Here is a 19,582-nt window from a genome sequence, read left to right as displayed (position 1 = left end):
CCTGATGCAAAACTCACCGGGGATTCAATCTGATCCTTGGAGAACATCATGTTTGCATACGTACTTGAAAAGCTGAGCACCTGGTTTGAAACTTCGGAACGCAGCCGTCGTGAAGCCTATCTGGCATCGTCGTCGGATATCGTTCAGCTCGAACAGCGCATCCGCTCGCTCGAAACCAACGGTTATTCGCTGTAAGTTTCAATCGCATTGAGTTTGACCCGGCAGCGCTCGTGCGCGGCCATCGCAGTAAAGTGTTGAGCCCCGTATAGACGGGGCTTTGTCACATCTGGACCGCGTAAATTTCACGGCAAGTGGCGCGTCGGCGCTACTCATGGCCAATAACGACTAGCCTGACGGTTACCGCCGCGGTAAGGTAAAGCGTTTTTCTGCGCAATCCGGCATTTTCAAACCTAACCGGTCCGCCCCATGCCTCCTGTCCGCTTGCTCCAATCCGTTGTGGCCATGGCCGTCGCCGCCTCGCTGACAACGGTTTTCGCCGTACCAGCGACTTTCGCCGCGTCGAGCAATAACGCCCGCAAGCCCTTGATACTGGACTCGCAGAGCGGGATAAGCGACGGCCAGAGCGGCACCGTGCTGCAGACCGCGCCGCTTTCGCGGCAGCCGATCGTAGAGGCGCAGCCCATCGCGACGCCAGCGGAGCTGGCGCCCAATTCGTCGATACCGGTTGTTGTCGCGCCATACATCGCAGTGCCTGGCGGCGGTGGCACGCCGTATCCACAACCGCAGCCACACCCTCGTCCGGTGCCGCGCGCGCAATAAGCGTCTTTCGCGCGATACCTCGCAGTAGTTTCTTCTCCATCTGTTGAAGCCTCGAGCGGCGGCCCCGCGGCCGTGCCGCCGCATGTGCGCGCCAGCCTGTGGCTAATACGCGAGGCACCGCACGCCATTCGGGTTTCGGCGCATGGCGTGTAAGAAACCGTCCGACGACAATCGTTGCGCGCTCTCTCGCCCGCGATGTGGGCCATGCACGATGCGCTGCGCCATCGCATCGAATGAAAACAGAACAAGGAGACATTAAATGCCTACTCACTGGATGCGGCGTGCCGCCGGGACTTGCGCGACGTTGATCGCGCTCATCGTAGCCACGGCGCTGCCGGGCGTTGCGCTCGCCAGGGACACACCGGAAAAGCCCACGCTGACGATGGCCGTCGGCGGCTTGCCGGGCCTCTACTATTTGCCGGTGCTCGCCGCCCAGCAGTTGGGTTACTTCAAGGACGAAGGGCTCGACGTCACGCTAGAAGATTTTGCGGGCGGCTCGAAGGCGCTGGAAGCGGTCGTGGGTGGCAGCGCCGACGTGGGAGCCGGCGCATTCGAGCACACGCTGTTCATGCAGGCAAAGGGGCAACGCTACCGTGCGTTCGCGCTGATGGGCCGCGCGCCGCAGATCGTCGTCGCCGTGTTGAAGTCGAAGGCGGATCAGATCAAGACATTGGCGGACTTCAAGGGGGCGAAAGTCGGCGTGAGCGCGCCGGGTTCGTCGACGGATCTGGTGCTCACCGTGGCTTTGCGCAAGGCCGGCGTGCAGCGCAACGAGATTTCGGTGATCGGCGTGGGCAGCGGTGCCACGGTAGTCGCCGCAGTGAGCGGCGGTCAGCTCGACGCGCTGTCGAATGTCGATCCGATGATGACCAAACTGCTGCGTAGCGGCGCGATCAAAGTGCTGGTCGATACACGTACCGTGAAGGGCACGCAGGAGGTATTCGGCGGCACGATGCCGGCGGCGACGCTCTATGCATCGGAGACTTTCATCCAGAAGTATCCGAAGACGACGCAGGCGCTCGCCAATGCGATCGTGCGCGCGGACCGCTGGTTGCAGACCGCGAGCGATGCCGACTTGCTGAAGATGGTGCCGCCGGCCTATTTGCTCAATGACTCGGCTCTCTATGTGGAGTCATTCCACAACGTGCGCGACGCGTATTCACCAGATGGCTTGATGCCCGCAGATGGTCCGGCAACCTCATTACGCGCGTTGTCGTCGTTCGATAACCGCCTCGATCCGAAAAAGATCGATCTGAACGCGACTTATACCAACGACTTTGCTCGTAAGGCAGCGGCGCAACTCAAGTGATACACCCGTGCGCAAACCAGCATTGCGGGTTGAGTGGCATGAGATGTATCCGCGCAAACCGCGATCGTGCTGTGCTTGGCCGCCACGATACAAGTTCGCGCGGAGCCCGCAACGAGGCTCAATCGCCGCGATATTCGACCTTGAACTGCGCGGCCTTGTCCTCGCCGAGCGCCTGGACCAGCCAGGGCATCTGGTCTTTCAGCGTTTTCGCCAGCGTATAAGGCGGATTCAGGATGAACATGCCGCTGCCGAACAAACCGAAGCCGTCGGTCGGTGGATTGCTGACGGTCAGGCTCACATGCAGCCAGTTGCGCTCCTGGAGCTTTTTCAGTTGATCGGGAAAACGCTGCGATTCGAGGCGTCTTACCTGCGGATACCAGACCGCGTAGGTGCCGGTCGGAAAACGCTTCAGACTTTCTTCGACGCAGCGCAGCGTGCGCGTGTAGTCGCGTTTGTCTTCATACGAGGGATCGAGCAGCACCAGCGCGCGGCGCGGTGCCGGAGGCAGCAACGCGAGGATGCCGTCGAAGCCGTCGCCCGCATAGAGCATCGCGCGGCGGCCTGCGTCGCGGAAGTTATGGCGTAGCACGTCGATTTCAGTGGTGTGCAGCTCGAACAGGCGCATGCGGTCCTGCTCGCGCATCTGCCGCCACGCGATATACGGCGAACCTGGGTAGAAGCGCAACTGGCCGTCCGGATTCAGCGCGCTCACTTCGTCGACGTAATCCGCGAAGATCGGCGGCAGGTCGTTACGCTCCCATAGTTTGGCGATGCCGGTCTGGAACTCGCCGGTTTTGGTCGCATAGCCTTCCTTCAGCGAATAGACGCCGGCGCCCGCGTGCGTGTCGATATACCAGTAGGCTTTGTCCTTCTGGCCGAGGTAGCGCAGTAGCTGCAACACGACGGCGTGTTTCAGAACGTCGGCGTGATTGCCTGCATGAAAGGCGTGGCGATAGCTGAGCATGATGAGGAGACGCTGAAAGAGGGCGTGCCGGTCCAGGGCGGATTCGGCGATGCGAGTGCAATGCGGCAGCACAACCGAAGTGCGGCGCGGTCGCGTATTGTACGCGACGCCGCGCTGCCCTCCGCAGTGCGTTGCGCGTGACACGGCCCGGATGGTGCGCGGGCCATGCTCCGCGGTCCGGCGAGCGGCCGGTCAGTCGTAGGCGTCGCCGATGATTTCCTCGATCTGTTGCTTGATCTCCGGCGTGATCTGCTCGGCCACCTCGGCGGATTTCATGTTCTCACCGATCTGTTCGACGCGCGACGCGCCGGTGATGACGGTGCTCACGTGCGGATTCTTCAGAATCCACCCAATCGCCAACTGGCCGACCGTGCAGCCCAGCTCGTCGGCCACTTCGCCCAGCTTGCCGACCACGTTGTTCTTGCCGGCATCGGTAACCTGTTTGCGCAGCCAGTCGTAGCCTTGCAGTTGCGCGCGGCTATCGGCAGGTACGCCGTCGCGATACTTGCCCGTGAGCAAGCCGGACGCGAGCGGACTCCATGTGGTGAGCCCAAGGCCGATATCCTCGTAAAGCCGCTTGTATTCCTGCTCGACGCGCTTGCGGTGAAACAGGTTGTACTGCGGCTGCTCCATGACCGGTTTGTGTAGGTGATGCCGCTCCGCGATATCGTAAGCCGCGCGGATTTCATCGGCGCTCCATTCAGAAGTCCCCCAGTACAGTGCCTTGCCGCGCGTGATCATGTCGCTCATGGCCCAGACGGTTTCTTCGATCGGCGTGTTCGGGTCAGGACGATGACAGAACACCAGATCGACATAATCGAGCTGCAGGCGTTTGAGCGAGTTGTCGATCGCGTTCAGCAAATATTTGCGATTCAGCGTGTGGTACTGGTTCGGCGCTTCGTTGAGCCCCCAGAAGAATTTCGTCGATACCACATAGCTCACGCGCGGCCACGCCAGTTCCTTGAGCGCCTGGCCCATGATTTCTTCGGATTGGCCGGCGGCGTATACCTCCGCGTTGTCGAAGAAGTTGACTCCCGCATCGCGCGCGGCCGCAAGGGACTCGCGCGCCGCACGGTGATCCACCTGATTGCCGTAGGTGACCCATGAGCCGATGGACAGTTCGCTGACTTGCAGGCCGGAACGGCCCAGACGTCGATAATTCATGCATTCCTCCTTGGTAGTGATGCCGCCGGAATTCCGCTGAAAACGTCTAGTTTAAAGAGATAAGGCTCGATGTGCGGTTTACGGATGCAGTTCACACGGTTCATGCACAATAGCAGCGTTGGCCGCAGTGCAGCATTCGGCCAAACGGCCTATGCCGTTTGGCGGACTTCACGCCGCCTGCGGCCCGTGGTCTCATTGCTCATCAACTGCATGGAGGTTCTGGATGTCGTCACTGAACACGAATCTGAATGGGAAGGTCGCGGTGGTTACCGGCGCCGCGAGCGGCATCGGCAAGCAGATTGCGCTCACGCTGTCCGCCGCGGGTGCGGCGGTCGCGATCGCCGACCTGAACCAGGACGGCGCGAACGCCGTCGCTGAAGAAATCAAAAAGGGTGGCGGAAAGGCCATTGGCGTGGCAATGGACGTCACGAACGAAGACGCCGTCAACCAGGGCATCGACAAAGTCGCGGCCAAGTTCGGCTCGATCGACATTCTGATTTCCAACGCCGGCATTCAGATCGTCAATCCGATCGAGAACTACTCGTTTTCCGACTGGAAAAAGATGCAGGCAATCCACGTGGACGGCGCCTTCCTTACCACCAAGGCCGCGCTCAAGCACATGTACAAGGACGATCGCGGCGGCATCGTGATCTACATGGGCTCGGTCCATTCGCACGAAGCGTCGCCGCTGAAGTCCGCCTATGTGGCGGCCAAGCATGCGCTGTTGGGGCTTTCGCGTGTACTGGCCAAGGAAGGCGCGAAACACAATGTGCGCTCGCATGTAGTGTGTCCGGGTTTCGTGCGTACGCCGCTCGTCGACAAGCAGATTCCCGAGCAAGCCAAAGAGCTCGGCATCAGCGAAGAAGACGTGATCAAGCGCGTGATGCTGGGCGGCACGGTCGACGGTATTTTCACCACGGTGGAAGACGTCGCGCAAACGGTGCTGTTCCTGTCCACTTTCCCGACTGCGGCGCTGACTGGCCAGTCCTTTATTGTGAGCCACGGCTGGTATATGCAATAAGGAGGCGCCCATGGCGCAACGCAATCTCAAGCAGGCGCGCGTCGGCGCGCCCGGCGGCGGGGAAGGCGAGGGTGCCGGTCCAGCGCCCGCCGCGCATCCCGGCCGGCATCTCCATTTGCCTAACTACGAAACCGTCGCGTTGATGCTGCAAGGCGGTGGCGCGCTGGGTGCCTATCAGGCCGGCGTGTTTCAGGGACTTTACGAAGCCGGCATCGAGCCGAACTGGCTTGCCGGCATTTCGATTGGCGCACTGAACACGGCCATCATTGCCGGGAATCCGCCCGAGAAACGCGTCGAGCGGCTGCTGCAATTCTGGGAGACGATCTGCCAACCGGCGTTTGGGCTGCCGTTGCCGGCTTTTATCGAGCACGCGCTGTTCAATTCCAGCGAGGCCATTCGAAAGGCCTTCACGGCCACCCAGGCAATGGGCGCGATCGTGGAAGGGCAAAAGGGCTTTTTCGTGCCGCGTTTCCCGCCGCCGTTGCCCACCGTTTCCGGGCCGCCGCAGTTGGCGAGCTACTACGACACCACGCCGCTGAAGGCGACGCTCGAAGCTTTATGCGATTTCGACCGGATCAATTCCGGTGAGATGCGTGTGTCGGTGGGTGCGGTCAATTGCGGTACAGGTAATTTCGCGTACTTCGATAATACGCATACGAAACTGAAGCCGGAGCATTTCATGGCGTCAGGTGCGTTGCCGCCGGGTTTCGCAGCAGTCGAAATCGACGGCCAGTACTATTGGGATGGCGGCTTGATGTCGAATACGCCGCTCTACGAGGTGATTCAGTCCACGCCGCGTCACGATACGCTCGCGTTCCAGGTCGATCTATGGAGCGCGATCGGGCCGGTGCCGGACAATATCACTGATGTTCAAGGGCGCATGAAGGACATCCAGTACTCGAGCCGCACGCGTCTCGTGACGGATATGCTGCAACGTTCGCAGCGATTCCGGCATGTGCTGCGCGAGGTGCTCGATCGCGTGCCGTCTGACCAGCGCAACGATCCGTGGTGCAAGCTGGCGGATGATCTATCGTGTTCGAAGCGCTACAACGTTATCCATCTCATCTACCGGCACAAAGAGTACGAAGGGCACTACAAGGACTTCCAGTTCGGTTTGTCGACAATGCGTGAGCACTGGCAAAGTGGCCTGGAAGATATTCGTCACTCGCTTGCTCAACCCGATTGGCTGGCCATGCCTGACAACGACTCAGGGTTTGTCACGCATGATATTCATCGGGATGCGCGCTGAAGCGGTAGCAGCTCGCGCCGTGCGTTGAACCAACCAGCCGCGTTGTGTGGACGCTATACGGACGATACGCGCGCCAGGCAATCAGCAGCCAATAAAAAAACGGCGCCCGAAATGGGCGCCGTTTCTACAAGCAGTTCAAGCAGCCTGATCAGCTCAGGTAACGTGAGCAGCCCAAGCGGCGTCAGCAAAGCAAAGCGCGCGCAATAGTGGCTCGCGCTCCGAATGCCTTACTTCAACACGTGAGCGATTGCATTAGCCACCAGGTCGAGGTTGCGCGTATTCAGCGCAGCCACGCAGATGCGGCCCGTGCTCACAGCGTAGATGCTGAACTCTTCACGCAGACGGTCCACTTGCGGCGCCGTCAGACCCGAGTACGAGAACATGCCGCGCTGCGCGTTCACGAAGCTGAAATCGCGATCCACGCCGCTTGCCTTCAGACGTTCGACGAGACCGTTACGCATGGCGCGGATGCGGTCGCGCATTTCGGCGAGTTCCGTTTCCCACGTGGCGCGCAGTTCAGCCGATGCGAGCACCGCTGCGACCACCGAGCCGCCATGCGTCGGCGGGTTCGAATAGTTGGTGCGGATCACGCGCTTCAGTTGCGACAGCACGCGAGCCGATTCTTCCTTGCTCGCCGTGATGATCGACAGGGCGCCAACGCGCTCGCCATACAGGGAGAACGATTTCGAGAACGACGACGTCACGAACACGTTCAGGTCCGATGCCGCGAACAGGCGGACTGCTGCAGCGTCGGAATCGATGTTGTCGCCGAAACCTTGATACGCGATGTCGAGGAACGGCACCAGATTGCGCGCCTTGACGACTTCGACGATCTGCGTCCATTGGTCGACGCTCAGGTCGACGCCGGTCGGGTTATGGCAGCACGCGTGCAGCACGACAACCGTGCCCGCGGCATAGCCGTTCAGCGCGCTCAGCATGCCTTCGAAATTCACGCCCTGCGTGTGCGCGTCATAGTACGGGTAGGACACGACTTCGAAGCCGGCGCCTTCGAACAGCGCGCGGTGGTTTTCCCAGCTCGGATCGCTGATCGCGACCTTGGCCGAAGGGTTCAGGCGCTTCAGGAAATCGGCACCGATTTTCAGCGCGCCCGTGCCGCCCAGTGCTTGCGCCGTCACGACGCGGCCTGCGGCGATCAGCGGCGAGTCGTTGCCGAGCAGCAGCTTTTGCACGGCGGCGTCGTAGGCGGCGATGCCTTCGATCGGCAGATAGCCACGCGGCAGCGCGGCTTCGACGCGTGCCTTTTCCGCGTCGCGCACGGCGCGCAGCAGCGGAATCTTGCCTTCTTCATTGAAGTAGACACCAACGCCAAGGTTGACCTTGGTAGCGCGCGCATCGGCGTTGAAGGCTTCGTTCAGGCCCAGAATCGGGTCGCGGGGAGCAAGTTCGACGGCGGAGAACAGAGACATGATGGGTGAGCAGCAGTAGTGAGAAGAGGGCGGCTTCGATCGCGGGCGGCCCGGCCAAAGGTGTCTGATGGACGATTCAGACGGGGGCGGCGGGCATCGGCGAGCGAGCGCAACTTGTCATTGTAGCGAATCCGCGGGCATTTTTCGGATGACAACGCCCGGTGGACTGAATTATTTGCTTGAAAAACAGGCACTCAGGCGTCATGTGCTCCTAATCGATCTGTTCGGGACGGACGCAAGCAAGCCCCTAAGCGAGCCCCAAGCAGGCCCCGCAAAAAGGGCCACAAGCATCCCGCCGCCGCCCCAACCCCTACGCAGACCCGCTCAGCCCGGGTTCCCGCAACCCGTTAGAATGGTCCTTTGCCCAAGGCCCGGTGCCGCTCCCCATGTCCGAACAACATCTGACTGAAGCCGACGAGACGCTCGACGAATCCAGATTCGTCACGTTCGAAGGCTCGCCGTTCCAGCTGTATCAGCCGTATCCGCCCGCCGGCGACCAGCCGACGGCGATCGACACGCTCGTCGAAGGCGTGGAGGACGGTTTGTCGTTCCAGACGCTGCTCGGCGTGACCGGCTCCGGCAAAACCTTCACGATGGCCAACACCATCGCGCGGCTCGGCCGGCCGGCGATGGTGTTCGCGCCGAACAAGACGCTCGCCGCGCAGCTCTATTCCGAGTTCCGCGAGTTCTTTCCGCGCAATGCGGTCGAGTACTTCGTCTCGTACTACGACTACTACCAGCCGGAAGCGTACGTGCCGCAGCGCGATCTGTTCATCGAGAAAGATTCGTCGATCAACGAGCACATCGAGCAGATGCGCCTGTCGGCCACCAAGAGCCTGATGGAGCGGCGCGACGTGATCATCGTCGGCACGGTGTCGGCGATCTACGGTATCGGTAACCCGTCGGAATATCACAAGATGATTCTGACGCTGCGTACCGGCGACAAGCTCGGCCAGCGCGACATCATCGCCCGGTTGATCGCGATGCAGTACAACCGCAATGAGGCCGACTTCCAGCGTGGTTCGTTCCGCGTGCGCGGCGACACGATCGATATTTTCCCGGCCGAGCACGCCGAAATGGCGGTGCGCATCGAGTTGTTCGACGACGAGGTCGAGACGCTGCAACTGTTCGATCCGCTCACCGGCCGCGTGCGGCAAAAGATTGCCCGCTTCACCGTGTACCCGTCGTCGCACTATGTGACGCCGCGCGATACCGTGGTGCGCGCGGTCGAAACGATCAAGACCGAACTGCGCGACCGGCTCGAATTCTTTTATAGCAGCGGCAAACTCGTCGAAGCGCAGCGGCTCGAGCAGCGCACCCGGTTCGATCTGGAAATGTTGCAGGAGCTGGGCTTCTGCAAGGGCATCGAGAACTACTCACGGCACTTCTCGGGCGCGGCGCCAGGCGAGCCGCCGCCCACGCTGGTCGACTACCTGCCGTCCGATGCGCTGATGCTGCTCGACGAATCGCACGTGCTGATCGGGCAGTTGAACGGCATGTACAACGGCGACCGGGCGCGTAAAGAGAACCTGGTGGACTACGGTTTTCGCCTGCCGTCGGCGCTCGATAATCGCCCGCTCAAGTTCAACGAGTTCGAGCGCAAGATGCGCCAGGTCGTGTTCGTATCGGCTACGCCAGCCGATTATGAGCAGAAAACGGCAGGGCAGGTGGCCGAGCAGCTGGTCCGTCCAACCGGCCTCGTCGATCCGGAAATCGAGGTGCGGCCGGCGCGCACGCAGGTCGACGATGTGCTCGCGGAAATCAACGAACGCGTCAAGGTCGGCGACCGCGTGCTGGTCACGGTGCTGACCAAGCGGATGGCCGAGCAGCTGACCGAGTTTCTGGCCGACCACGGCGTCAAGGTGCGTTACCTGCACAGCGACATCGATACGGTGGAACGGGTCGAAATCATTCGCGATTTGCGGCTCGGCACATTCGACGTGCTGGTCGGGATCAACCTGCTGCGCGAAGGGCTGGATATTCCGGAAGTCTCGCTGGTGGCGATTCTCGACGCGGACAAGGAAGGTTTCCTGCGCGCCGAGCGCTCGCTGATTCAGACCATCGGCCGGGCCGCGCGTAACGTGAACGGCAAGGCGATTCTGTATGCGGACAGGGTGACCGACTCGATGCGTCGCGCGATCGACGAAACCGAGCGGCGGCGCGCCAAGCAGATCGCTTTCAACCTCGAAAACGGGATTACGCCGCGCGGGGTGGTCAAGCGCATCCGCGACATCATCGACGGGGTGTACAACGTCGACGACGCCCGCGCCGAACTGAAGGAACAGCAAACGCGCGCGAAATTCGAGGACATGTCCGAGAAGCAGCTCGCCAAGGAACTCAAGCGTCTCGAAAAGCAGATGATGGAGCACGCCAAGAATCTCGAGTTCGAAAAGGCCGCACAGACTCGCGACCAGCTAGCGCTGCTGCGTCAGCGCGTGTTCGGCGCGAACGTCGGCGATCACGTGTCTGGCGTCTAAAAAAGCGCGCTTCCGCTCTGGGCGCGGCAATGTGCCGTGCCCAGTCTCATCAAACCTGGCAACACGCCAGCCGTCCCGCCATCACCGCTCTCACCCCCGATTCCTTAAGACCCTGCTGTCATAAGGCGCAGCCTCCCGCCAAATTTGTCCTCCCCGGCGAACAATGATAAACTCGACCAATATTGAGAATGGTTCGCATTAACGTTCGCATATGCGGTTTGCTTACGGTCAATCGCCCTTTGTAAGGGCTGGCCGTTGCATCAAGGCGCGCGCAACGCACTGTTCCAATGGGTTCCATTCCGGTCAGATAAAAGAACAAGGAGTTTCAATGCGGATTTCTTCATTTGTGCGTGGCGGCGCCGCAGCGGTGGCCGTAGCAGCGGCCTTCTCGGCAACGGCAGCGGAATACCCGATCGGCAAACATCAGATTCAGGGCGGCATGGAAATCGGCGCGGTCTATCTGCAGCCCATCACCATGGAACCGGAAGGCATGATGCGCAAGGCGTCGGATTCCGACGTTCACCTCGAAGCAGATATCCACGCAGTCAAGAACAACCCAACGGGTTTCGCCGAGGGTGACTGGATGCCGTATCTGCAAGTGCGTTATGAACTGACGAAAGCGGGTTCGAGTCAGACCCAGAAGGGCGACATGATGGCGATGGTCGCCAACGACGGTCCGCATTACGGCGACAACGTCAAGCTGCAAGGTCCGGGCAAGTACCACCTGAAGCTGATCGTCGAACCGCCGATGCAAACCGGCCACATGGCTTTCGGCCGCCACGTCGACAAGGAAACCGGCGTGGGTCCGTGGTTCAAGCCCGTTACGCTCGAATACGACTTCACGTACGCGGGTATCGGCAAGAAGGGCGGCTACTGAGCGCCGCGGACACAGATCATCAAGGCTCGCCACGCATCGCTGCATGGCCGCGCGTCGGTGGGTGAACGAATGCAGCAGGCGGCGTGCGGATCATGAAACCCGCCGCGCCGCGTTTTCCGGAAGGGCTAATGAGAATTAACCGAACGATCGCAATGTTCGCCGTGTCCGCTTTACTGGCGGGCGCCGCGCACGCAGCGGATCTGCCGACCTTCAAGCTGGAAATGAACGACGGCAAGCTGAATCCGGTTCGTATCGAAGTGCCGGCGGGGCAGCGTATCAAAATCGAAATCCGCAACACCGGCAAAGGCGCCGCCGAATTCGAAAGCGTGCAATTGCGTAAAGAGAAGGTGTTGGCGCCGGGCGGGGAATCGTTCGTCGTGATCGCTCCGCAGCAGCCGGGCGAGTACAAATTCTTCGACGATTTCCATCAGCAGGCGCAGGGCGTGATCGTCGTGAAGTAGCGGCTTGGGATGCGAGCGCGGGCCTTGAGCAGTCCGGGCACACGTTCGCCAAAGCAGTAGAAGGGTAGAAGGGAGAGCTTGGATGGGTCAGATTCTATTCATCGTGTGGCGGGAAAGTGTCGAGGCCTTGCTGGTCGTCGGTATCCTGTACGCGTGGCTGAAAAATGGCGACGACGATGCGCGCCGCGGTTTGCCATACCTGTGGGGCGGCGTGGCGGCTGGGTTGATCGCGGCGGTCGCGCTTGGCGCGGCGCTGGTCGGTTTCACCGAAGTGCTCTCCGGTGACGCACAGGATTATTTCCAGACCGCGATGGTGCTGGTCGCGTGTGTGCTGATCGTGCAGATGGTGCTGTGGATGAAACAGCACGGCCGCACGCTCAAGCGCGATATGGAACAGTCGCTGCAAAAGAGCAAGCGCGATTCGAACTGGTGGGGCGTCGCGTTGCTGGTCGCGCTGGCGATCGCGCGGGAGGGCAGCGAAACGGTGATCTTCCTGTACGGCCTCGGTTTCGGCCAATCGGGTCATGTGGATGGCAGCCAGATGCTCGCGGTCGTGATCGGCCTCGGTCTCGCGTTCCTGACTTTCTACATCCTGCAGTTAGGCGGCAAGTTCTTCTCGTGGCGGCTGTTCTTCCGCGTCACTGAAATCATATTGCTGTTTCTCGGCGCGGGTCTGTTCCAGACCGGCGTGGACAAGCTGATCGACAAGGAAATTCTGCCGACAATCGTCGACCAGATGTGGAATTCGTCGGCCATCGTCGATGATTCGAGCACGTTCGGTTCACTGGTGGCGACGCTCACCGGTTATCGCGCCCACCCGGCCCTGATGAATCTGCTCGCATACGCCGTGTACTGTGCGGTCGTCTATCTGCTGGTGCGGCGCGCGAATCGCAAGCCGGCGCGGCAGGCCGCAGGGCGCACAGCATGAGCACCGTGATGACCCGCCCGGGGCGCCTCGCCGCGGCCGGTCAGTGGATGCAGCGCCACGGCGCTGCGATCCGCGGCATTCAGTGGGTCGTCGTGGCGGTATACGCGTTCCTGATCCTCGTGCCGGCGGTGATGCCCCTACCGGACGACACCGCGCATCTGTGGAATAACCTGACGCTTGCCGCGCAGTTCGTGTTCTGGGGCATCTGGTGGCCGTTCGTGCTGCTGTCGATGGTGATGCTCGGCCGCGTCTGGTGTGGCGTGCTGTGTCCGGAGGGCGCGCTCGCGGAATTCGCCAGCAAATACGGCCGCGGCTGGGCGATTCCGCGCTGGATGCGCTGGGGCGGCTGGCCGTTCGTCGCGTTCGGTATCACCACCATCTACGGGCAGATGGTCAGCGTCTACCAGTATCCGAAGGCGGTGTTGCTGGTGCTCGGCGGCTCGACCTTTGCGGCGATGATCATCGGCTTGCTGTACGGACGCGAGAAGCGTGTCTGGTGTAAGTATCTGTGCCCCGTCAACGGGGTTTTTTCGCTTCTGGCGCGTCTCGCGCCGTTTCACTACAAGGTCGATGAAGACGCGTGGCGTCGTTCGTACAAGAACGGCGAACATGGGCATCGCGTGATTCCGATCAATTGCGCGCCGCTGGTGCCGCTGCGCAATATGAAAGGCGCCTCGGACTGTCATATGTGCGGCCGCTGCAGCGGACATCGCGACGCGATCGCACTGACGTGGCGTGCGCCGTCGTCTGAAGTCGTGCAGCTCGGCGACAGGCAGGCCAACCCGTGGGATACCGCGTTGATCCTGTACGGCTTGCTCGGCATCGCGATCGGCGCGTTCCACTGGACCGCATCGCGCTGGTTTGTCGACCTGAAGATGTTCTTCGCAACATGGCTGGTCGATCACGACATCACGTGGCCGCTCGACACCAACGCGCCGTGGTTTCTGTTCACGCATTACCCTGAGCAAAACGATGTATTCACGTGGCTCGACGGCACGATGGTGATCGGCTATATCCTCGCCACGGCGCTGGTGTATGGCACGGTACTGCTGGTGTTGCTGATGGGCGCGACGCGCATGCTGGGGCGTTTCAGCAGCGTGCGTTTGCATCACCTGACGCAAGGTCTGATTCCGATTGCCGGCGCGGGGGTGTTTCTGGGTTTGTCGGCGACCACGCTGTCGTTGCTGCGCGCGGAACATGTGTCGCTGTGGTGGGCATCGGACATGCGTATCGCAATTCTGGCGATTGCCAACCTGTGGAGCGCGTGGCTCGCCTGGCTCGTTACGCGCCGCTATAGCGAGCGCTTCGTTCAACGCAGCCTTGCGATGGTGTGGTTTGTCGCAGCACTGGGTGTGGTCGACAGTGCCTGGTGGCTGATGTTCTGGGGCTGGGCTTCAAAGTAAGTTCTGAACGCTCCGGCGTGCTCGCGACTCGGGGCAGCGCCGTGCCAAACAAAAAGCCGTGGAGATGACACCATCCCACGGCTTTTTAATTTCTGGATCCGCGACACACGTCGTTTCGTGCATCCGCCTTGGGTGAGAACCAAAAAAGCGGCCTGGCTGGCTGCGACGGCTGGCTTGGAGTCTGCACGAAGGGGTCTAGTTCTCACGTGCAAGCCGTCGTGGCTGGCTAATGCCCAACACCTCTCGAGGAGGTGGTCCCCACAATACCCGGTACTGACTGCTATTCGTTGCCGCCTGTTACTTCGTCAAAATGAGCTTGCCTAAGCGCGTTGCACGCAGCTGATAGGTTTCGCCGTTATGCACGATGCTGACGTGGCTATGTCCTTGCAGCAGAGTGTCGCTGCGCACGACCCGATCCGACGTGTCGCCCGAACCGTTGGCGCGATCCGCTGCGGGTTTCGCTGCGGTTGCCGTCGCCGTCGATGCCTTCGGACGGCTGGTCAGCGCGGCCGCCGGGCGGCGCAGGCTGAGGGTGGAAGAGTGCGTGAGATCGGTCATTCGTTTTAGCTGTTGGTCGATTCGATGGATTAATTCTAAATGATAACTATTCCTATTTACAAGAAAGAGAAATTCATCGGATTCGACTTTCGATAGCTAAATGAAAGGGGAATAAAATGACGAAGGAAGGTAGGCCATCTCCCATCAGGCCGCCTCAAACAACGCGACGGCGCGGGCAGAGCGCCCGCACACGCATCAATGCAACGAACCGGGTTCCTGCCTGGTCTGCACGTACTGGCGGATTAGACGCACGGTATCGATATCGTTTTCGCGATATGCCGACTTCACGATTTCCTGCGTTTGCACAGCGTCCTGGTCGTCGGAGATTGGCAGGGTCGTCGCGTATTCGAAGCGCAGGAACAATTGCAGGTCGTCAGGCTGCTCGATCGTCATCGTCAGCGAGCCGCCGACGTATTCCGCGGTCGGCAGAATGTCATAGCGCACGCTCTGTCGATCCTGCAGCGTGACACGGTCGCGCACGGTGGCCTGGCCGTAGTGCAGCTCCCGTTCGAGCGTGTCGCCTTCGCGCGAAAGAATGGTGCAACTGTCGAGTCCTATCACGAACAGTTGTGGCTGCTCGGCGCGCAACACGAGGCCCTCCCACAACTGCTCGCGGGTCATCGAGTCGACAAACGGATTCAACGGGTCGTTGATCTGGATAAGGTGTTCGAAATTCAAAACGACGGCTTCCTATGAAAGCGTTGCAATAGGTGCGGCGCCGTTAGCCGGTGCCGGCCCACTTGGCCTTTCACGCATCAGGCGACGGCAAGACCCGAGCGGATCGTGATCGAATGCGTGAGGATCTTGTGAACTGGGCACGCATTGGCAATTTGCAAGAGTCGTTCCCGCTGCTCGTCGGAGAGATCGCCTTCCAGCACGATTTTGCGGTCGATGGTCGAGCCCGCGTCGCCGGTTTCGAGCGACAGCGCCACGCGCACGTCGGCGAGCGGCCAGCCTTTGCGCTGAGCGTACATTTTCAGCGTGATCGACGTGCAGGCGCCGAGGCTCGACAGCAACAGCGCGACAGGCGTCGGCCCGCGATCGCCGCCGCCAAGCGACTCGGGTTCGTCGGCGAGCCACGTGTGCTTGCCGTCGTCGAAAAGGACCTGGAAATTCGTCGAACCGATATGGGCGGTGACGGTGGACTCTGCCATGCGCGCTCCTGAACAGGGACGGAAATCGCCGCGCGCCACGGTCTGTCATGGTTAGACAGCGTGGCGCGCGGCATGAATTGCTATTGTGAACGAATTTATCGGCCTTCGCGCCGGGGGCGGGGCGCGAAGGCCCGCTTCGGCGCCGCTTTGCATGCGCCGAAACGGCATGATGGCGTGTCTGAGTGATCACGCCCCGTCAGCGTGCCGCTCAGTGCTCAAGCGAGTCAGTGCGTGATCGCGCCCATGCGTCCTGCCTGGTAGTCGATCACGGCCTGGCGGATTTCGCCTTCCGTGTTCATCACGAAGGGACCGTAGCGCACCACCGGTTCTTTCAGCGGAACGCCGCCGAGCAGCAGCACTTCAAGCGGCTCCTCGCCCGCTGCGAGCGTCACCGATTCTCCGTCGTTCTGAAACACCACCATCTGGTGGGCGCCGATTTCCTGGCAAGCTTCCCCTGCGCCGTAAAAGCCCTTGCCGGACAGACTGTAGGCAAACACCCGATAGTCGGCGGGCACCGGCTGCTGGATCGTCGCGCCCGGCTGTAGCGAGAAATGCTGATAAAGGATCGGTGTGCGCGTTTCGATTGCGGCCTTCACGCCGAGCGCTTCGCCCGCGATCACCTTGACGCGCACCTTGCCGTCCGCGGATGTCGCGACCGGAATGCTGGCCGACGGCATTTCCTGATAACGCGGCTCGATCATTTTGTCGCGGCGCGGCAGATTCACCCACAATTGCAAGCCGTGCACGCGCCCACCCGTGCGCACGAATGAGGGATCCGGCATCTCGCTATGCACGACGCCTGCGCCCGCGGTCATCCATTGCACGTCGCCGGCATGCAGGGTGCCCGAATGGCCCGCCGAATCCTTGTGGCCGAACTGCCCCTCGAGCACGTACGTGACCGTCTCGAAACCACGATGCGGATGATCCGGCGCGCCTTTGGCCTCGCCCGGCGCGTAGTCGATCGGGCCCATTTCGTCGAGCAGCAGGAACGGATCGAAATCCATCAGCAGGCGGGTCGGAAACGGGCGGTTAACGATAAAGCCGCCACCTTCGGTCGTGCGAACAGCGGGAAACGTGCGTTCGATCGTGCGGGTCGTGCTCATTAAAAGTCCCTCCGGAAATGGGGAATAGCGTTATTTTTGAAACATAGGGATATTATAGGGACCGTTTTCCTAGGCGCCAGCCGCCGTCACGCAATGGATTGTTCTATCACTGGAACGATGAGATGAAGATCGATTCACACAATCTGAATGACCTCATGTATTTTTCGCAGGTCGTCGAACACGGTGGTTTTTCCGCCGCGGAGCGCGTGCTGGGCATTTCCAAGTCGCGCCTCTCGCGCCGGCTGACCGAGTTGGAAGCCTCGCTGGGCGTACGTTTGCTGCAGCGTTCCACCCGCAAGCTGGCGCTCACCGAGGCCGGCCAGCTCTTCTACCAGCACTGTCAGGCAATGCTGAGCGAGGCGCAGGCGGCCGTCAACGTCGTGCAGCAACTGCGTTCGTCGCCGCGCGGCACGGTGCGCGTCAGCGTTCCGGTGACGATTTCGCAGACCATCCTGTCGCAAATCCTGCCGGAATTCATGCATCGCTTTCCGGAAGTACGCGTGGTCATGCGCGTGACGAACCGCGTGGTCGATCTGTTCGAGGATTCGATCGACATCGCGTTGCGCGTACGCTCCGATCCGCCGGAAAACGCCAACATCGTCGTGCGCCCGTTGTGGCGCACGCAGCAGATGCTGGTTGGCGCGCCGAGCCTGTTGCAGCAGAATGCGCCGCCGCTCGTGCCTGCCGATCTGAGCCGTTTCGAAACGCTCGACGTGCCGACCGCCGACGGACGCCACGTCTTCGATCTGATTGCCCCCGACGGCACGCGCCACGCGCACGAACACGAACCGCGTCTTGTCACCGCCGATCTGATGACGATTCGTGAAGCGGTACTGTCGGGCGTGGGGATCGCCGCGTTGCCGGAGATGATGTACGGCAGTGCGTTGCGCGCGGGCCAGTTGTCGCCGGTGATGCCGGATTGGACCTTTCCGACGCCGCAGTTGTACGCGGTATTCGTGTCGCGTCAGGGAATGGTGCCGGCCGTGCGCGCGTTCGTCGACTATCTGGTCGAAATGCTCGATCCCGACGAAGGCAAGCACATCATGGGCGAGTGCCCGACGCGTGCGGTGCGGACAATCGCAGAACCGGTTCTTGCGTTCGCGTCATAGCACTTATTACGGGCGGCAACATCGCTTTTAGCATTTAAGCGCCGCTTGTCATGAGTACTTTCAATGGCGGTTTGCTTGAATGCTCGCGCTCGCGGGCCTATAGTGAAATCCCTTCGCTAAGGAGTCTCTTATGCGGAAACTCATGGCCGCTATGATAGCCGGCCTGATAGGGCTGACCGCGCTGTCCGTGTCGATCACGGCTGTCGCATGCGGTGATTCGAGCTATCAATCTTCTTCGACCGATGGCAAATAATCCCGCCGCCCGAAGGCGCCGAGTGCGCACAAAAAAGGCCTTCATCTGACGATGAAGGCCTTTTACTTTTAGCCCTTGTTTCAAGGGCTTTTCTGTTTTTTCGGCAGGCGCTGCTTAACAGCGTCGCGCCGCTATGCGGATCGCCGGTCCTTATTTGCCTTTGGGCTGCGTGACGAAGCCGATCTTCGTGAGGCCACCGGCTTGCGCCGCCGACATCACTTCGGCCACTTTCTCGTATGCGACCTTACGGTCGGCATCCAGATGCAGCTCCGGTTGCGGATTGGCTTGCGCGGCCTCTGCGATCTTCTCGCGCAGTGTCGCGTCGTCGACCTTCTTGTCGTCCCACATCACGTTGCCGTCCGCATCGACGCTGACCGTCACCTGCGCGGGTTTCGTGTCTTCCTTCTGACTGCTCGCATGCGGCAGATCGATTTTGACCGCGTGACGAATCACCGGGATCGTCACCATGAAGACGATCAGGAGAACCAACATCACGTCGACGAGCGGCGTCATGTTGATTTCGTTCATCAGGCCGTCGTCATCGTCGCCGGCGAAGGGGCTCATTGCCATCGGAATGCCTCGTCGATCAGTTGGCGCGCGTGGCGAGGCGCAAACCGTCGCCGCGCTTGGACGACGACAGACGGGCGCCCGTCACGAAGAAGGCGTGCAGACCGTGTGCAAAGCGGCTCAGCTTGGCGACGAGCGCCTTGTTGGCGCGTGTCAATGCGTTGTAGCCGAGCACGGCCGGAATAGCGACGAACAGACCGAACGCAGTCATGATCAGCGCTTCGCCAACGGGGCCCGCGACCTGATCGATCGACGACTGGCCGCTCGCGCCGATCGCCAGCAGTGCGTGATAGATGCCCCACACCGTGCCGAACAGGCCGACGAACGGCGCCGTGCTGCCGATCGAGGCGAGAATCGCCAGACCGCTTTGCATGCGCGCGACGCTTTCGTCCATCGTGTCCTTCAGGCAGCGCGTCACCCAATCCGACACGTCCATGCGATCGTGCAGATGCGGCTGCGTCTGATGATGATGGTCGGCCGCTTCCTGACCGGCCAGCGCGAGTGCCAGGAACGGATTGTCCTGCGGCGTCGACGACCCGGAGCCAAGCTTCTTCACGCCATCGGCGAGGTCGTCCGAATGCCAGAACTGCTGTTCGGCGTTCTTCGTGAGACGCTTCAGGTGCATCACGTTCCAGCCCTTGATGACGATCACGCTCCACGACATCACCGACATGATCAATAGTGCGAGCGCAATACCGCGCGTCACGAAATCCCCTTGCGCCCACACGTGCGCCAATCCGTAGTTTTGCATTGCAATTCCTTTTTTTTGAAAGCTGCC

Annotated in this window: 20 protein-coding genes; 11 read left to right on the top strand and 9 right to left on the bottom strand. The window is 61.1% G+C overall.

Annotated features, from left to right (window positions below):
• Positions 1–48: 48 nt before the first annotated feature.
• From P0D84_RS14040 to P0D84_RS14030, 3 genes are all read left to right on the top strand, one after another.
• On the top strand, positions 49–195 hold the full coding sequence (locus P0D84_RS14040; RefSeq protein ID WP_408337270.1) for a DUF3563 family protein: 147 nt from the start codon (positions 49–51) through the stop codon (positions 193–195).
• A 231-nt stretch (positions 196–426) separates the two neighbouring features.
• Positions 427–780 carry a hypothetical protein gene (locus P0D84_RS14035; protein WP_408337268.1) on the top strand — a complete coding sequence of 118 codons (354 nt, stop codon included), beginning with the start codon at positions 427–429 and terminating at the stop codon, positions 778–780.
• 259 nt (positions 781–1,039) lie between these two features.
• Entirely contained in the window at positions 1,040–2,089 is a 1,050-nt protein-coding gene (locus P0D84_RS14030) for an ABC transporter substrate-binding protein (RefSeq protein WP_408337266.1), read from the top strand.
• Between the two features lie 118 nt (positions 2,090–2,207).
• Here the strand turns inward: P0D84_RS14030 and P0D84_RS14025 are convergent, their stop codons facing one another.
• Together P0D84_RS14025 and P0D84_RS14020 are read right to left on the bottom strand one after the other, a co-directional pair.
• Positions 2,208–3,053 carry a 23S rRNA (adenine(2030)-N(6))-methyltransferase RlmJ gene (locus P0D84_RS14025; RefSeq protein WP_408337264.1) on the bottom strand — a complete coding sequence of 282 codons (846 nt, stop codon included), beginning with the start codon at positions 3,051–3,053 and terminating at the stop codon, positions 2,208–2,210.
• Between the two features lie 192 nt (positions 3,054–3,245).
• Positions 3,246–4,217: a potassium channel beta subunit family protein gene (locus P0D84_RS14020; RefSeq protein WP_408337262.1), complete on the bottom strand. Its 972-nt coding sequence runs from the start codon at positions 4,215–4,217 to the stop codon at positions 3,246–3,248.
• 223 nt (positions 4,218–4,440) lie between these two features.
• Here P0D84_RS14020 and P0D84_RS14015 point away from each other — a divergent pair, with 223 nt between their 5' ends.
• Both P0D84_RS14015 and P0D84_RS14010 read left to right on the top strand, forming a co-directional pair.
• Positions 4,441–5,238, top strand: coding sequence for a 3-hydroxybutyrate dehydrogenase (locus tag P0D84_RS14015; RefSeq protein WP_408337260.1), 798 nt, complete (start codon positions 4,441–4,443; stop codon positions 5,236–5,238).
• Between the two features lie 10 nt (positions 5,239–5,248).
• On the top strand, positions 5,249–6,487 hold the full coding sequence (locus P0D84_RS14010; RefSeq protein WP_408337258.1) for a DUF3734 domain-containing protein: 1,239 nt from the start codon (positions 5,249–5,251) through the stop codon (positions 6,485–6,487).
• Positions 6,488–6,714: 227 nt separating this feature from the next.
• Here the strand turns inward: P0D84_RS14010 and P0D84_RS14005 are convergent, their stop codons facing one another.
• Positions 6,715–7,914 carry an amino acid aminotransferase gene (locus tag P0D84_RS14005; protein WP_408337256.1) on the bottom strand — a complete coding sequence of 400 codons (1,200 nt, stop codon included), beginning with the start codon at positions 7,912–7,914 and terminating at the stop codon, positions 6,715–6,717.
• A 386-nt stretch (positions 7,915–8,300) separates the two neighbouring features.
• On the opposite strand from P0D84_RS14005, the gene uvrB reads away from it, so the two are divergent.
• The 5 genes from uvrB (at position 8,301) to P0D84_RS13980 (ending at position 14,060) form a co-directional block, all read left to right on the top strand.
• Entirely contained in the window at positions 8,301–10,391 is a 2,091-nt protein-coding gene (gene uvrB, locus P0D84_RS14000) for an excinuclease ABC subunit UvrB (RefSeq protein WP_408337254.1), read from the top strand.
• A gap of 328 nt (positions 10,392–10,719) precedes the next feature.
• Positions 10,720–11,268 (top strand): iron transporter, encoded by a 549-nt coding sequence (locus P0D84_RS13995; protein ID WP_408337252.1) that lies wholly within the window; start codon positions 10,720–10,722, stop codon positions 11,266–11,268.
• Positions 11,269–11,396: 128 nt separating this feature from the next.
• Entirely contained in the window at positions 11,397–11,729 is a 333-nt protein-coding gene (locus P0D84_RS13990; protein WP_408337250.1) for a cupredoxin domain-containing protein, read from the top strand.
• 82 nt (positions 11,730–11,811) lie between these two features.
• Positions 11,812–12,657: an FTR1 family iron permease gene (locus P0D84_RS13985; protein ID WP_408337248.1), complete on the top strand. Its 846-nt coding sequence runs from the start codon at positions 11,812–11,814 to the stop codon at positions 12,655–12,657.
• Positions 12,654–14,060, top strand: a complete 1,407-nt coding sequence (locus P0D84_RS13980; protein ID WP_408337246.1) for a 4Fe-4S binding protein — start codon at positions 12,654–12,656, stop codon at positions 14,058–14,060. The genes P0D84_RS13985 and P0D84_RS13980 overlap by 4 nt, the downstream gene beginning before the upstream one ends.
• Before the next feature lie 297 nt (positions 14,061–14,357).
• Here P0D84_RS13980 and hemP read toward each other — a convergent pair whose 3' ends face one another.
• The 4 genes from hemP to P0D84_RS13960 all read right to left on the bottom strand — a co-directional run bounded on the left by hemP (position 14,358) and on the right by P0D84_RS13960 (position 16,875).
• On the bottom strand, positions 14,358–14,618 hold the full coding sequence (gene hemP, locus P0D84_RS13975) for a hemin uptake protein HemP (RefSeq protein ID WP_408337244.1): 261 nt from the start codon (positions 14,616–14,618) through the stop codon (positions 14,358–14,360).
• A 195-nt stretch (positions 14,619–14,813) separates the two neighbouring features.
• Positions 14,814–15,296, bottom strand: a complete 483-nt coding sequence (locus P0D84_RS13970) for an SRPBCC family protein (protein ID WP_408337242.1) — start codon at positions 15,294–15,296, stop codon at positions 14,814–14,816.
• Between the two features lie 77 nt (positions 15,297–15,373).
• On the bottom strand, positions 15,374–15,772 hold the full coding sequence (locus P0D84_RS13965; RefSeq protein ID WP_408337241.1) for an OsmC family protein: 399 nt from the start codon (positions 15,770–15,772) through the stop codon (positions 15,374–15,376).
• Between the two features lie 224 nt (positions 15,773–15,996).
• A complete protein-coding gene (locus P0D84_RS13960) occupies positions 15,997–16,875 on the bottom strand; it encodes a pirin family protein (RefSeq protein ID WP_408337239.1) in 879 nt (292 codons plus the stop codon).
• Positions 16,876–16,997: 122 nt separating this feature from the next.
• Here P0D84_RS13960 and P0D84_RS13955 point away from each other — a divergent pair, with 122 nt between their 5' ends.
• Complete coding sequence (locus P0D84_RS13955) at positions 16,998–17,984, top strand: LysR family transcriptional regulator (RefSeq protein ID WP_408337237.1); 987 nt, start codon at positions 16,998–17,000, stop codon at positions 17,982–17,984.
• 403 nt (positions 17,985–18,387) lie between these two features.
• Here P0D84_RS13955 and P0D84_RS13950 read toward each other — a convergent pair whose 3' ends face one another.
• Together P0D84_RS13950 and P0D84_RS13945 are read right to left on the bottom strand one after the other, a co-directional pair.
• Positions 18,388–18,807 carry an ExbD/TolR family protein gene (locus P0D84_RS13950; RefSeq protein WP_408337235.1) on the bottom strand — a complete coding sequence of 140 codons (420 nt, stop codon included), beginning with the start codon at positions 18,805–18,807 and terminating at the stop codon, positions 18,388–18,390.
• Between the two features lie 16 nt (positions 18,808–18,823).
• A complete protein-coding gene (locus P0D84_RS13945; protein ID WP_408337233.1) occupies positions 18,824–19,555 on the bottom strand; it encodes a MotA/TolQ/ExbB proton channel family protein in 732 nt (243 codons plus the stop codon).
• Positions 19,556–19,582: the final 27 nt, after the last annotated feature.

Origin of the sequence: Paraburkholderia sp. RL17-337-BIB-A, assembly GCF_046025895.1 — a bacterium.
Classification (GTDB): Bacteria; Pseudomonadota; Gammaproteobacteria; order Burkholderiales; family Burkholderiaceae; genus Paraburkholderia; species Paraburkholderia fungorum_C.
Note: the sequence above shows the minus strand (reverse complement) of the source record. Positions and strands in the feature narration are given on the sequence as shown.